Source organism: Enterobacter sp. QK-SA4 (assembly GCF_056856775.1).
Genome location: NZ_JBXFXH010000007.1, coordinates 2,349,213 through 2,361,907 on the forward strand (window position 1 = coordinate 2,349,213; position 12,695 = coordinate 2,361,907).

13 protein-coding genes are annotated in these 12,695 nt (G+C 58.1%); 6 read left to right on the forward strand and 7 right to left on the reverse strand.

The window, feature by feature from the left end:
- Positions 1–2: 2 nt before the first annotated feature.
- A complete protein-coding gene (locus AC1VYI_RS12715) occupies positions 3–794 on the forward strand; it encodes a PhzF family phenazine biosynthesis protein (RefSeq protein WP_134866226.1) in 792 nt (263 codons plus the stop codon).
- Here the strand turns inward: AC1VYI_RS12715 and AC1VYI_RS12720 are convergent.
- The 6 genes from AC1VYI_RS12720 to AC1VYI_RS12745 all read right to left on the reverse strand — a co-directional run bounded on the left by AC1VYI_RS12720 (position 791) and on the right by AC1VYI_RS12745 (position 6,635).
- The gene (locus AC1VYI_RS12720) at positions 791–1,468 is read right to left on the reverse strand and encodes an SDR family NAD(P)-dependent oxidoreductase (protein WP_023311779.1); all 678 of its coding nucleotides are present in this window, start codon (positions 1,466–1,468) and stop codon (positions 791–793) included. The two genes, AC1VYI_RS12715 and AC1VYI_RS12720, sit on opposite strands and share 4 nt — an antisense overlap.
- A gap of 1 nt (position 1,469) precedes the next feature.
- Positions 1,470–1,940, reverse strand: a complete 471-nt coding sequence (locus AC1VYI_RS12725) for a NanQ anomerase/TabA/YiaL family protein (RefSeq protein WP_023311780.1) — start codon at positions 1,938–1,940, stop codon at positions 1,470–1,472.
- Positions 1,937–3,100, reverse strand: a complete 1,164-nt coding sequence (locus tag AC1VYI_RS12730) for a sialidase family protein (RefSeq protein WP_134866224.1) — start codon at positions 3,098–3,100, stop codon at positions 1,937–1,939. Before AC1VYI_RS12730 ends, AC1VYI_RS12725 begins: the two co-directional genes overlap by 4 nt.
- Position 3,101: 1 nt before the next feature.
- Positions 3,102–4,514 carry a sodium:solute symporter family protein gene (locus AC1VYI_RS12735; RefSeq protein WP_032640176.1) on the reverse strand — a complete coding sequence of 471 codons (1,413 nt, stop codon included), beginning with the start codon at positions 4,512–4,514 and terminating at the stop codon, positions 3,102–3,104.
- A 76-nt stretch (positions 4,515–4,590) separates the two neighbouring features.
- Positions 4,591–5,475 carry a dihydrodipicolinate synthase family protein gene (locus tag AC1VYI_RS12740; protein WP_134866222.1) on the reverse strand — a complete coding sequence of 295 codons (885 nt, stop codon included), beginning with the start codon at positions 5,473–5,475 and terminating at the stop codon, positions 4,591–4,593.
- A 17-nt stretch (positions 5,476–5,492) separates the two neighbouring features.
- Complete coding sequence (locus AC1VYI_RS12745) at positions 5,493–6,635, reverse strand: iron-containing alcohol dehydrogenase (protein ID WP_045354957.1); 1,143 nt, start codon at positions 6,633–6,635, stop codon at positions 5,493–5,495.
- A gap of 173 nt (positions 6,636–6,808) precedes the next feature.
- Here AC1VYI_RS12745 and dtnK point away from each other — a divergent pair, with 173 nt between their 5' ends.
- From dtnK to AC1VYI_RS12765, 4 genes are all read left to right on the forward strand, one after another.
- A complete protein-coding gene (gene dtnK / locus AC1VYI_RS12750; protein WP_032668435.1) occupies positions 6,809–8,026 on the forward strand; it encodes a D-threonate kinase in 1,218 nt (405 codons plus the stop codon).
- The gene (locus AC1VYI_RS12755; RefSeq protein ID WP_023311786.1) at positions 8,019–9,005 is read left to right on the forward strand and encodes a D-threonate 4-phosphate dehydrogenase; all 987 of its coding nucleotides are present in this window, start codon (positions 8,019–8,021) and stop codon (positions 9,003–9,005) included. The genes dtnK and AC1VYI_RS12755 overlap by 8 nt, the downstream gene beginning before the upstream one ends.
- 1 nt (position 9,006) lies before the next feature.
- On the forward strand, positions 9,007–9,768 hold the full coding sequence (locus AC1VYI_RS12760) for a DeoR/GlpR family DNA-binding transcription regulator (protein WP_023311787.1): 762 nt from the start codon (positions 9,007–9,009) through the stop codon (positions 9,766–9,768).
- A gap of 80 nt (positions 9,769–9,848) precedes the next feature.
- A complete protein-coding gene (locus AC1VYI_RS12765) occupies positions 9,849–10,331 on the forward strand; it encodes a GNAT family N-acetyltransferase (RefSeq protein WP_024908460.1) in 483 nt (160 codons plus the stop codon).
- Here AC1VYI_RS12765 and ptrR read toward each other — a convergent pair.
- Positions 10,285–11,163, reverse strand: coding sequence for a putrescine utilization regulator PtrR (gene ptrR / locus AC1VYI_RS12770; protein ID WP_134866220.1), 879 nt, complete (start codon positions 11,161–11,163; stop codon positions 10,285–10,287). The genes AC1VYI_RS12765 and ptrR overlap by 47 nt on opposite strands.
- Positions 11,164–11,261: 98 nt before the next feature.
- On the opposite strand from ptrR, the gene sad reads away from it, so the two are divergent.
- Complete coding sequence (gene sad, locus AC1VYI_RS12775; protein ID WP_134866218.1) at positions 11,262–12,650, forward strand: succinate-semialdehyde dehydrogenase; 1,389 nt, start codon at positions 11,262–11,264, stop codon at positions 12,648–12,650.
- The last annotated feature ends 45 nt before the right edge of the window (positions 12,651–12,695 follow it).

Consider the following 12,695-nt stretch of genomic DNA (forward strand, 5'->3'; position numbering starts at 1 on the left):
CAATGCAGGAAATTGATTTTTATCTGGTGGATGCCTTCAGCGACAAAACCTTTGGCGGCAACGCCGCAGCGGTATGTCCTCTGGAAGAGTGGCTGCCGGACGAGACGCTGCTCAAAATGGCGCAGCAGCATAACCAGTCTGAGACCGCCTTTTTCGTGCGCACCGACGGTGGGTTTGAGCTGCGCTGGTTTACCACGCTGGATGAAATTAACCTCTGCGGTCACGCTACGCTTGCCGCATCGCACGTCATTTTCGAATACCTTGATTACCCGAATACCGAAATCACCTTCACCACGCGCTTTGTCGGCGAGCTGACCGTCAAACGCAGCGGCGACTGGCTGACGCTGAACTTCCCCGCGTGGTCGACGGAGGTTGTCGAGACCCCACCTGCGCTGCTGTTTAGCGCGCTGGGCATCACCGCGGCAAAAGAGGTGCGCGTCGGACGCGATTACATGGTGGTGCTGGAGAGCCAGCAGCAGGTAGAAGCGTTAACGCCGGATATTGGGGCAATGCTTCCGCTGGATAAAATGATCTGCGTGACGGCGCCGGGCGATAAATATGACTTCGTCAGCCGCTTTTTCTGCCCGGGCGAAGGGGTGCCCGAAGATCCGGTTACCGGATCTGCCCACAGCATGCTGATCCCTTACTGGAGCGAAAAGCTGGGTAAAACGTCACTCAATGCCCGCCAGGTGTCACACCGTGGCGGGGATCTGCGCTGCGAGCTGAAGGGCGACCGCGTGCTGATCGGCGGTCAGGCCACCCTGTATCTGAAAGGGCGTGTTTTCCTGCGCTAGCCGAGTGAGGCGCCGCCGCATATCACCATCTCCTGACCGGTGATAGCGGCGGCTTCATTGCTAAGTAAGAAATTCACCAGTCCCGCCACCTCCTCTGGGGCGATCAGACGTCCGATTGGCGGACACTTCGGCGGCGAGGTTTCTCTCCCCGGTGCGCTGAGCATCGGCGTTTGGGTAGCCCCTGGCGCGACCACGTTAGCGGTGATCCCGCGCGGGGCCAGCTCCGCCGCCCAGCTTCTGACCATCCCTACCATTGCTGCTTTGGTGGAAACGTACTGCGATCGTCCTGCTGCACCGCGAGAGGTTCTGCTGCCAATCGCCACAAACCGTCCACCTGCGGCCATTGTGGGCGCAAAATGGTTAAACAACGCCTCACAGGCCCGGACGTGGAGTTGCCACAGTGAGGTGCTCACATCGCTTTCGAGCTGGCCCAGGGGCGCAGCGGCCATCATCCCTGCAGCATGGATCACTGCCTGGGGCGTCGCGATGGTTTGCAGGGCGCTGCACAGCGCAGCAGGATCGCTGATATCCACGCGCAGGCCCGTGAAGCCAGGGGCATTCAGCATCACTGCCCGGCGGCTGAGCCCGGTGACCTGCCAGCCTTCCGCCAGTAAACGCTTGACGATGGCTTCACCAATTCCGGAGCTGGCCCCGGTGACGACGGCGTGACGCATGTCAGACCTCCAGCATCGCTCGGGGAATTTTAAATACCGCTTTGCGAACGGTCAGCGGCGCCTCTGCGGCGCACAGCGCCTGGTGGGGTTCTCCCGGACAAAAGACCGCAAAGTCTCCTGCGGCAAGACGGATCCTCACGCTGTGTTCAGCGGGTGAAGTAATAAAGAGATCCGGTTTACGCTCTTCGTCCTCCGGCTTGCCAGTGGGGCGTGCGCCAGCATAAATATGTTCTTCTCCTGCCAGTACAACCTGAATATCGGCCCACTGGCGATGGTACTCCGTATGCCGATCTGCACGTGGCTGCGTCTGCGCCGGACCAATCTGGCAAAACCAGGTTGCATTTTCCGGCTGCCAGCACCCGTCATCGCGTTCGCTGAGCGCCTGCAGCGTGCAGTCCGGACGGGATAGCAGGGCGTACAACGTCGACGGAAGCCCTGCCAGCGGCAGGGCGTTGAGATGACCGATAATCATATGGACTCCTTAACCCATTCCGGGGTCACCCGCACATATTTGATGGCCTGGCGGAAGTAGGTGTACGCGATATGAAGCGCGCCATCGGGCCCCTGTTTGATGCTGGGATAGGAGAATTCGCGGTTCAGCTTTTCCAAAGAGTTGTTGGTCATGCAGTAACCATCCCCCTCGTCCAGATGACGCTGCCACGACCAGCTTTTTCCGCCGTCAGGCGAAATGGCGACGGTCATCGGCGCCCGCGGTGCGCCCCAGAAGGCCGCCCGACCGTGGGTAACAACCGGCTCCTTGCGGTCATCACCATCGTCAATTTCATCGTATAACGAGGCGCGACGTTCCCGCGCCCCGTCGGCGCTAATGGGGTTAAAGACCAGCGCGAGTTCACCGCCCGCAAGCGTGGTCACCTGGATAGAGGAGTTATTATTAGGGAGATCCGTGGGCTCCGGTACGGACCAGCTTTCGCCATTATCCGTTGACTGGCTGTAATAGATATTGTCTGCCCAGCGGCTGCGGAACAGGGCGACCAGTGTGCCGTTGAGCAGGCGGGTAATATTCATATGTACGCAGCCGAGGCTTTCCGGTACTTCAACATCGCGCCACGTTTTGCCGCCGTCTCCGGATATTTTTACCGCGCTGATATCGTCGTTTCCGACCCATTTCTCACCTGGTTGGGTACGGCAATAAAACACCGGGAGCAGCCAGTTACCGTTATCCACCACGACAATCGGCTGGCGGATAAACGTGCCCGGTTTATCGAGCAGGGTAGCGATCTCCCCCCAGGTTTTCCCCAGATCCCGGGACTGGCGATAGCGAACGATAGCCGTATCCTGATTACCTGAGATCTGCGCGGTCCACAGCAGCCACAGGACGTTGTCCGGGGCCAGGAACAGAACCGGGTTCTGTTCGGAACGTGTGGCATCGTCCGACAGTTTTACCGCATCACTCCACTGCTGGCTGCCCGGTGCCAGGCGTGACCCCCACACGGAGATATCGGCAATGCCTTCCTGAGTGCCGCCAAACCAGACGCACATCAGCGAGCCATCCGGCAGCGGCAGCAGATTCGCCGCGTGGTTTTGTGGGCAAGAGGAGGGCAGCATGGCGGTTTGCACGTGCGCATCCTGTTGTGGTCGAACAATCCCGTCGCGGGTTACGGTTACAGACATATCAGACTCCATTATTTTGAGCGGGGGTTGGCGCTTTACCCTGCGCTTTTCCCGGAATGAGGCGATCGATCGCCATGATGACGGCAGGGGTCAGCAAGGCAATGTACATATTGTTGATGCCGAAAGGGTCGCCCAGCAGATACCAGACGGAGGTGACGACGCAGGCGCCAATCAGGCCCGCATTGGCACCGCGGGTGCTGCGGAAGAACGGCGCGTAAAACGCAATAACGGCCACCACGGAAATCGACAGGCGAATGGCGCGGGTAAAGAACGAGAGCTTCAGGACTTCAGGTACCAGCAGAACAAAAATCAGCGGCAGGAAACCAATCAGCAGGGAGATCCAGCGGGTGGCCTTAAACTCCTGATCGGGCGTTGGGTTGCGCATCGGCACGTAAAAGTCTTTTACCACCAGAGAGGCGATAGCCAGCGCCACGGTACTGACGCTGACGAAAATAGACGCCACCAGAGAAGTGGTGACCAGGCCGGCCAGCCACGGGTTCATGTCCTGCAGGAAAATCGGCATTGCATACAGGCTGTTAATTTCCGGGTGCAGGTATTTTGCCGCCACCCCAATCACCGCAATGGCCAGCGCAATCGGCAGGCAGAAGAAGAAGGCGACCCAGGTAGAGCGTTTGGCCGATTTCACGTCTTTGGTGGAGGAGATTGCCTGGATTACAAACTGGGTACAGAAGATAGAGCCAATGGTGCCGATGAGCCAGGCGAAAATGGTCGACGCACCGATGTTACCGTCCCAGGTCCAGTAGAAGGCCGGCATGTTTTCAATCATTGGCGTAAAGCCGCCGGTTTTGGAGAGCGCAAAGCCCATGATAGCGAGGATACCAAAGTATTTCAGCGCGCTGTGCAGTACGGTCACCCAGGCTACCCCCTTCATGCCGCCAAAGGCGAAGTAGAAGGTACTGACGATGGCCGTAATGAAGGCGGCAACGGGCAGGTTGACTTTCAGTACGGTGGAAATAGCCGCTGCGCCGCTGACGTAATTCCCCACGTTAACCAGCAGCAGGGCGTAAATCATGATGACAGAGATAATGTTTTTGGTGCTGTTACCGTATTTTTCAGCAATCGCACCAGAGATAGTGATTTTCCCGGTGTTGTAGATGCGTTTTACCAGCAACAGGCCAAAGAGCGGGAAGCCAATCGCGGCCCCGATGACCGACCATGACGCGGCAAAGCCGTCTTCAAACGCCGCCTGTGCGGTGCCGATGGTGGATTTAGCGCCGATATACTCGGACATCAGCAGGATCCCGACAATAAACGCCGGCATCGCGCGGGAGCCTTCCATAAAATCGCCGGAATTTTTACTGCGGATCCGGAAGGTCAGCCAGGTGGTGAAAAGGATGTAAGCAATAACAATGCCCACAATGATTAGGGTATCTTCAGCGGTAAAATTATTCATCTTTGCCTCTCTTCAGGGCGAGTGAATCCTGGGCACCTCAGGTACCCGGTATTCTTATTGACGAAACCAACGCCGTTTAGTTAAGTGACGTTGTCACTATTCGGCGTATCTGTTGGCACTGCTGCTCGCTAAATGCCACGGCATATCGACTCTCACCGACGTCTTCCCCCATGATCTGCAGTGCTTTTTTGACTGCGGCAGGGGAAAACACCACGTTGTACAGCTCGGTGCGCAGTTGGGTGACGCTCTCCTGCGCAAGGCGGGAACCGTCAATATCCCCCGCGTTAAAGCGTGACCAGATAGCGTTGATGGCCGTCGGCGCCACGTTTGCCAGCCCGGAAATGCAGGCCGAACATCCGTCGACGAAGCCCTGGTGGATAAGCGAATCTGGGCCGTTGAGCACGTCGAATCCATCCATGTCCCTCACCGCATTAAGGAATCCACGCAGGCTTTCATAGCTCCCGGCACTGTCTTTAATACCGACGATGTTGGGATGTTCGGCCAGCGCGCGTGCGGTAGCGGGTTCAATGGTATTGCCGGTACGCGCTGGAATGTTGTACAGAAATACCGGTACGGCTAGCGCGTCGGCGATAGCGGTGTAGTGCGCGACCAGTTCAGACTGTTTCAGCGGAACGAAGTAAGGGGTAATGACGGAAACGGCATCGACGCCCAGCGAGGCGATCTGTTTCCCCAGACGGATGGTTTCGCGGGTCGAAATTTCCCCAATGTGCGCCACGACCGGTGCGCGCCCGGCCACCGTCTCCACGCAGGTGCGGGTGACGGCGATTTTTTCTTCTTCGTTAAGCACGAAGAACTCGCCGTTTGTGCCGCCGCAGAAGATGCCGTTGCCAGCACTGAGTTGACGATCGATCTGTCGTTTCAGGCCCGACAGGCTCAGCGCGCCTTCCGTGTCAAAGGGGGTTACAACGGCCGTTAGCACGCCCCTGATGTTGTTACGCATTACACACTCCTTGGCTATTAATGTTGGGGAAACAGTGTCCGGTAAATCGCCTGCACCTCGTCGTGATTAACCTGACAGGGTGCATTGTTCATGAGCCGCTTAACGTTAAGGGCCGCATCACTGAGGGAGGCGATATCTTCACGCGGTACGCCCAGTGTCTCCAGGTTATCCGGCAGGTTGAGTCTGCGAACCAGCGCGGCAAAGTACTCCACCAGAGCGTGGGATTTTTCTTCGTCTGACAGCGACGTATCCGCGCCGGGCACCAAATCCCAGACTTGCGCAAATTTCGTCACGCAGTGGGGACGAACCACGCGCATGCAGGGCGCCAGCAGAATCGCGTTGGCCACCCCGTGAGGCAGGTGATATTTGCCGCCGAGCGGGTAGGACAGGGCGTGAACCAGGTGCGTGCCAGCATGTGCAATGGCGACCCCGCCGTAGTAAGACGCCCACAGCATCTCCAGTTTCGCCAGCAGATTGCCCGGTTCGGCGCAGGCCGTTTCAATGTTGTTGAGCAGCTTAGACAGGCCCATCAGCGCGGCGTTATCGCTAACCGGATTAGCGACCGTTGAGGTGAAACACTCAATCAGATGGCACAGGGCATCAATCCCGGTGGATGAGGCAATGTGTGCGGGCATGCTGGTCGTCAGCTCCGGCAGCAGGGCGACGTAATCGGGCAGCAGGACGGGGGAGATGATGCCCACTTTCGTGCTTTGCTCCGGTATGGCCAGAATGGCATTCGGCGTCGCTTCCGATCCGGTTCCTGCAGTGGCCGGGATCAGCAGTGACGCGATGCGTGCCACCGGTTTTATGCCTGCGAGCAGGTTGTCCAGCCCCGGAGAAAGCGGGTGACAAAGTACTGAAAGCAGTTTGGCTACATCCAGTACGCTACCACCGCCGAGCCCGACGACCAGCCCAAACGTTCCCTTTAACGTCGAGAGCAGCTGGTTCACGTCGTGATGGGTGGGCTCAGGCGGGACATTGTCGATAATTGTGACGCCGCGCTGCTCCTCTTCGAGGATCGCGCGGATCTGCTTTGCTGCCTCCAGACGCGCAATATTGCCGTCCGTCACCAGCAGGATCTGCGTTTTATCAGTAAGTAATGGCCTGATGGCGGCGATGGCATTCGCCCCGCTAATCAGGGTGCTGTTGATCGTAACCACGCTTTTCTCCTGTCTCTGTATCCATGATTGATTTCGCTCAAGCAAGACGCTTCATGGTCATCGTGTGGCTAAATTTATAATTTATTCGCAAACTGATTAACTTGATCTTGCTCACATATAATCAATCATGATTGAATATAATCATTAACGGGAAAGATTAACCCGAAGTGGGGATGAAAGTGAGCAATGTGAACAGAGTGGTCGTGGTCGTCGCCGATGACTTTACCGGCGCAAATGATGCCGGTGTCAGCCTGGCGCTGTGTGGCAAAAAAGTCAGCGTGGCGTTTCATACACCGTTTACCCAGGCGAGCGATGTGCTGATCGTTAACACCGACTCCCGGGCGCTGAAGGCATCGGAGGCGGCCGAAAGGGTGGCCGCACTCGGGGCTGAAATCGCGGATGCCCGCTGGCTCATTAAAAAGATGGATTCCACGCTGCGCGGCAACGCAGGAGCCGAATCTCAAGTTCTTAAGGCATTAAGCGGCAGGCGGCAGGTGATCGTGGCGCCGGCATACCCGTCAGCAGGGCGGATCACGCGGTACGGCAGGTGTCTGGTAAACGGCGTTCCGGTGAATGAAACCGAATTTGCCAGCGATCCCAAAACGCCCGTCCCGTCTGCCGCTATTGCTGACCTGTTTACCGGGGTGAGCGCTAAAAGCGTGACCGTGAAAATGCTCACTGCCGAACTTGCCCGAGGAACGGAATGGCTCATCGTGGATGCGCACACCGATGAGGAGATGGACGCCATTATCGATGCCGCGTTGGCCTGCTCACAGACGCCGCTGCTGGTGGGCTCTGCTGGACTATGCGATGCGCTGGCCCGTCATCTGGCCCCGGTCCGGCGTAAACAACTGCTGGCCGTCGTCGGCTCGATGAGTGAGATCGCGCAACGACAGATTGCGCTGGCGGTAAGCCAGGCGGACGTCTCGTCGGTACTCATTGATGTGAATGACGCGCTGCGCGGAGACACGTCCGGGTATCTCGAACAGATTGCGCAGGTACTTCAGTCTGGCCATCACTGCATTGTGCATACCTGTGCGGGCCACGAGGCCCGGCATCAGGTCGAGCAACTCTGCCAGCAGCATCGTGTCACTCGCGCAGGCCTGGGCGAAAAAATCTGTACGTTTTTAGGCGAACTGACCCGACAGGTGCTTGCGGCGCAGACGCCTGACGCGCTGTACGTCTCCGGTGGCGACGTGGCGATGGCTGTCGCGAGGGCACTGGACGCTCGGGGGTTTGAGATTACCGGGTGCGTCGCACAGTGCGTGCCAGTCGGAAAATTTCTGGGTTGTGGCTGGCAGCAGCCGGTAATGACCAAAGCAGGGGGCTTCGGAAACGAAGAGACGCTGCTTGAGGTGTTGCATTTTATCGAGGAGAGACTGAGTGACTAAAATTATTGCTGTAACCATGGGTGACCCGGCTGGCATTGGCCCGGAAATCATCATCAAATCCCTCACCGAGGGTGAGTTGTCAGGGGCGCCTGTGGTGGTTGTGGGCTGCGCCAGAACGCTGCAGCGGGTGCTTGAGAAAGGAATCACCGGGCAGGCGGATATCCGCACTATCGAAACGGTCAGCGGCGCGCGCTTTGCCGCTGGCGTGATTAACGTGCTTGATGAACCGCTGGCCGATCCTGATGCACTGAAGCCGGGTATCGTTCAGGCTGAGGCCGGGGATCTGGCTTATCGCTGCGTGAAGCGTGCTACCGAACTGGCGATGGCGGGTGAGGTGAAGGCGATTGCAACGGCTCCCCTGAATAAAGAGGCGCTGCACCTGGCCGGGCATCTCTATCCGGGTCATACCGAGCTGCTGGCGCATCTGACCGACAGCAAAGATTACGCCATGGTGCTGTATACGGACAAACTGAAGGTGATTCACATCACGACCCACATTGCGTTGCGCAAATTCCTTGATACGCTCAATCAGGATCGGGTAAAAACCGTGATTGGGATTGCGGATAGATTCCTGAAACGCGTCGGCTTTCAACAACCGCGCATTGCGGTTGCCGGCGTTAACCCGCATGCGGGTGAAAACGGCCTGTTTGGCGATGAAGAGATCAAGATTGTCGGCCCGGCTATCGACGCGATGAAAGCGCAGGGGGTAAACGTCACCGGACCGTGTCCACCGGATACGGTATTTATGCAATGCCACGAAGGAATGTATGACATGGTCGTTGCGATGTATCACGATCAGGGGCATATTCCGCTAAAATTACTCGGCTTTTATGACGGGGTGAATATCACCGCCGGCTTGCCGTTTATCCGTACCTCTGCGGACCACGGTACCGCATTCGATATTGCCTGGACCGGCAAAGCGAAGTCTGAGAGCATGACGGTGTCTATCCAGTTGGCTATGCAAATTACACGGGAATGATATGAAGGGATATAACCGGTTAGAGCAGATAATGGATTACCTGAAAGGGCACAATCTGGTGACGGTGGATCAGCTGGTGGCAATTACCGATGCCTCTCCGGCGACGATCCGCAGGGATTTGATAAAGCTCGATCAGGAAGGTGTCATTAGCCGCACCCATGGCGGTGTTACCCTTAACCGGTTTATTCCTTCCCAGCCCACAACGCATGAAAAAATGCAGCGCAGTCTGGCAGAAAAACACGCCATCGCCAGCGCGGCGGCAAGCTTTGTTAAAGCGGGCGACGCCATTGTTCTTGATGCTGGCACCACGATGATTGAACTCGCTCGCCAACTTACGCATCTGCCGCTTCGCGTCATCACCAGCGACTTGCACATCGCGCTGTTTCTCTCGGAATTCCGTCAGATTGAAGTGACGATAATTGGCGGGCGTATTGATGATTCGAGTCAGTCCTGCATCGGTGAGCACGGGCGTCGCTTGCTGCAGAACGTGTGGCCAGACGTGGCTTTTGTTAGCTGTAACGGATGGGATATCACCCGCGGCATTACCTCACCAACGGAAGAGAAGGCTGCCTTAAAGCGGGATCTGATTGCCAATGCAAAACGTCGCGTGCTGCTGGCGGACAGTTCCAAGTACGGAGCCTGGTCGTTGTTTAACGTGGCGCATCTTAATACCCTGACGGATATCGTCACGGACAGCAGGCTGGACGAAGCGACACAGGCCGGGTTGAGGGCGTTAGATGTCCAGTTGACGCTGGCGTCATGACATAAGTTAATACTATGAAGCACCCTGGCAGGCCTGCGCTATGTTGAAATTTAGCCTCATAAAAAAGCAAGGAGCCTGCCATGTATTCCATTACCTCTGAATCTGCACGTCACCCGGACATTCTTAGCCTGATCGCGGCGCTTGACCGCTATCAGAGCGAACTCTATCCCGCTGAAAGTAATCATCTGCTCGATCTGGCTGCGCTGCCGGAAGCCTCGCTGATCCTGATGATCATTCGCGACCAGCAGCTTCAGGCCGTTGGCTGTGGCGCTATCGTGCTCAACGGCGACGGTACGGGCGAGATGAAGCGGGTCTATATTGACCCGGCCCATCGTGGCCAGCATCTGGGAGAGACGCTGCTGGCTGCCCTGGAAGATGAAGCTCTGAGCCGTCATTGCCATACGGTACGGCTGGAGACGGGCATCAAGCAGCATGCTGCGGTGCGTCTTTATGAACAGTGCGGATACGATTTGCGCCCGGCGTTTGCCCCGTACGTTGATGATCCGCTCAGCCTGTTTATGGAGAAGGCGCTGGTTGAAGACGTTCGTTTAGCAGCGCTATAAAGGCCTCCAGCTGGCGGGTCATCGCCCCGCGCCGCCACACCAGCCAGGTAGTGAGCCAGCGCCAGTTTTCCGCCAGCGGCCAGGCTTCAACCTGATGATGTCCCGGCATACTCTCCAGCATCGAGCGCGGCATCAGCGCGATACCCGCGCCCGCAATGACGCAGGCGAGCATGCCGTGATAGGACTCCATTTCATGAATGCGGCCGGGCGTGGCTCTGTCCGCATGAAACCAGCTTTCCAGATGTCGACGGTACGAGCAGTTTGCGCGAAAGGCGTAAACGTCGCTGCCGCTGACCTGCGTGGCGCGGGCGACCTCCGCATGACCGGCAGGCGTGACCAGCATCATCTCTTCCCGGTAGACCGGCATTCCTTCCAGCTCCGGGTGCGACAGCGGCCCGTCGACGAAGGCGGCGCTGAGGGTTCCCTCCAGTACGCCATCAATCATCGTCCCGGATGGCCCGGTCGAAAGGGCAAACTGAATGCGCGGATAGCGCTGGTTAAACTGTGCCAGCGTTTCCGGAATGCGCACGGCGGCGGTACTTTCCAGCGCGCCGAGGGCAAATAACCCCTGCGGCTCATCCCCCGCGACAACCATGCGCGCTTCATCCACCAGCGCGAGGATCTGCTTGCTGTAGCGCAGGAAGTTATGCCCGGCCGGGGATAAACGCAAACGCTGGTTCTCACGAATAAACAGCTCAACGCCCAGATCGGCTTCCAGCTGGCGGATGCGGGTCGTCAGGTTAGACGGCACGCGATGCACCTTCTGCGCCGCCTGGGTGATGCTGCCCGTCAGCGCGACGGCGTTAAACATTTCAAGCTGGGTTAAGTCCATAGCATTCTCGTTTCGTGAATAAGGTGGTTAGTATTATTCATTTTTAAGAAATAGCAGAGTGAGCCACAATCAATCAACCGAAATGCGTGGAGAACATCATGAAATATTCATCTGCTACACATGCCCTGTCCGTTAACCCGGCAACGGGGGAAACCCTCGGTGCCTTCGCCTGGGCGACGCCGGAAGAGGTTGAACGCGCGATTTATCAGTCAGACGCGGGGTATCGCCAGTGGCGACGCGAAAGCGTGTCCCATCGGGCGCAGAAGCTGCGGGATCTCGGCGCCGCGCTGCGAAAACGCGCGGAAGAGATGGCGCAGACCATCTCCCGTGAAATGGGGAAACCCATCCTGCAGGCGCGGGCGGAAGTGGCAAAATCCGCCGGTCTGTGCGACTGGTACGCCGAGCACGGCCCGGCGATGCTGCGTGCGGAACCCACGCTGGTGGAAAACCACAACGCTGTTATTGAATACCGTCCGCTGGGGCCGATTCTCGCGGTAATGCCCTGGAACTTCCCGCTCTGGCAGGTGCTGCGCGGCGCGGTGCCGATCCTGCTGGCAGGTAACAGCTATCTGCTTAAGCATGCGCCAAACGTGCTCGGCTCTGCGGATCTTATTGGGCAGATCTTTGCGGATGCCGGTTTCCCTGAAGGCGTATTCGGCTGGGTGAACGCCACCAATGACGGCGTAAGCCAGGCGATTAACGATCGCCGTATTGCGGCGGTGGCCGTCACCGGCAGCGTGCGTGCCGGTGCGGCCATTGGCGCGCAGGCAGGAGCCGCGCTGAAAAAATGCGTTCTTGAGCTGGGTGGCTCCGACCCGTTTATCGTACTTAACGATGCCGACCTGGATCTTGCCGTGAAGGCGGCGGTGGCGGGGCGCTTCCAGAATACCGGGCAGGTGTGCGCGGCGGCCAAACGCTTCATTGTGGAAGAAGGGATTGCGGATACCTTTACCCGCCGCTTCGTCGACGCCGTCGCCGCGTTAAAGATGGGCCCGCCGGAAGAAGAAGAGAACTACCTGGGCCCGATGGCGCGTTTTGGCCTGCGCGATGAGCTGCATCAGCAGGTGCAGGCCACCCTGGCCGAAGGGGCAACGCTGCTGCTGGGCGGAGAGAAAATCAGCGGAGAGGGCAATTACTACGCGCCAACCGTGCTGACCAACGTCACCCCGTCGATGACGGCGTTCCGCCAGGAACTGTTTGGTCCGGTCGCGGCCGTTACGGTAGCAACAGACGCGGAGCACGCCCTTACGCTTGCCAACGACAGCGACTTTGGCCTGTCCGCTACCGTCTTCACCGCTGACGCAGCGCTGGCGGATAAATTCTCCCGCGAACTGGAGTGCGGCGGGGTGTTTATCAACGGCTTTAGCGCCAGCGACGCGCGCGTGGCCTTCGGCGGCGTGAAGAAAAGCGGCTTTGGTCGCGAGCTTTCCCACTTTGGGCTGCACGAGTTCTGCAACGTTCAGACGGTCTGGAAGGATCGCGTGTAATTTATCGCCCGCCTGTGATTTCGGCCCTCATCACGAGGGCCGTTG

Excerpts from the sequence above, each read along its gene's own strand:
- AC1VYI_RS12715 (WP_134866226.1), top strand. The coding sequence starts at position 3 with ATGCAGGAAATTGATTTTTATCTGGTGGATGCCTTCAGCGACAAAACC.
- AC1VYI_RS12720 (WP_023311779.1), bottom strand. The coding sequence starts at position 1,468 with ATGCGTCACGCCGTCGTCACCGGGGCCAGCTCCGGAATTGGTGAAGCC.
- AC1VYI_RS12725 (WP_023311780.1), bottom strand. The coding sequence starts at position 1,940 with ATGATTATCGGTCATCTCAACGCCCTGCCGCTGGCAGGGCTTCCGTCG.
- AC1VYI_RS12730 (WP_134866224.1), bottom strand. The coding sequence starts at position 3,100 with ATGTCTGTAACCGTAACCCGCGACGGGATTGTTCGACCACAACAGGAT.
- AC1VYI_RS12735 (WP_032640176.1), bottom strand. The coding sequence starts at position 4,514 with ATGAATAATTTTACCGCTGAAGATACCCTAATCATTGTGGGCATTGTT.
- AC1VYI_RS12740 (WP_134866222.1), bottom strand. The coding sequence starts at position 5,475 with ATGCGTAACAACATCAGGGGCGTGCTAACGGCCGTTGTAACCCCCTTT.
- dtnK (WP_032668435.1), top strand. The coding sequence starts at position 6,809 with ATGAAAGTGAGCAATGTGAACAGAGTGGTCGTGGTCGTCGCCGATGAC.
- AC1VYI_RS12760 (WP_023311787.1), top strand. The coding sequence starts at position 9,007 with ATGAAGGGATATAACCGGTTAGAGCAGATAATGGATTACCTGAAAGGG.
- AC1VYI_RS12765 (WP_024908460.1), top strand. The coding sequence starts at position 9,849 with ATGTATTCCATTACCTCTGAATCTGCACGTCACCCGGACATTCTTAGC.
- ptrR (WP_134866220.1), bottom strand. The coding sequence starts at position 11,163 with ATGGACTTAACCCAGCTTGAAATGTTTAACGCCGTCGCGCTGACGGGC.
- sad (WP_134866218.1), top strand. The coding sequence starts at position 11,262 with ATGAAATATTCATCTGCTACACATGCCCTGTCCGTTAACCCGGCAACG.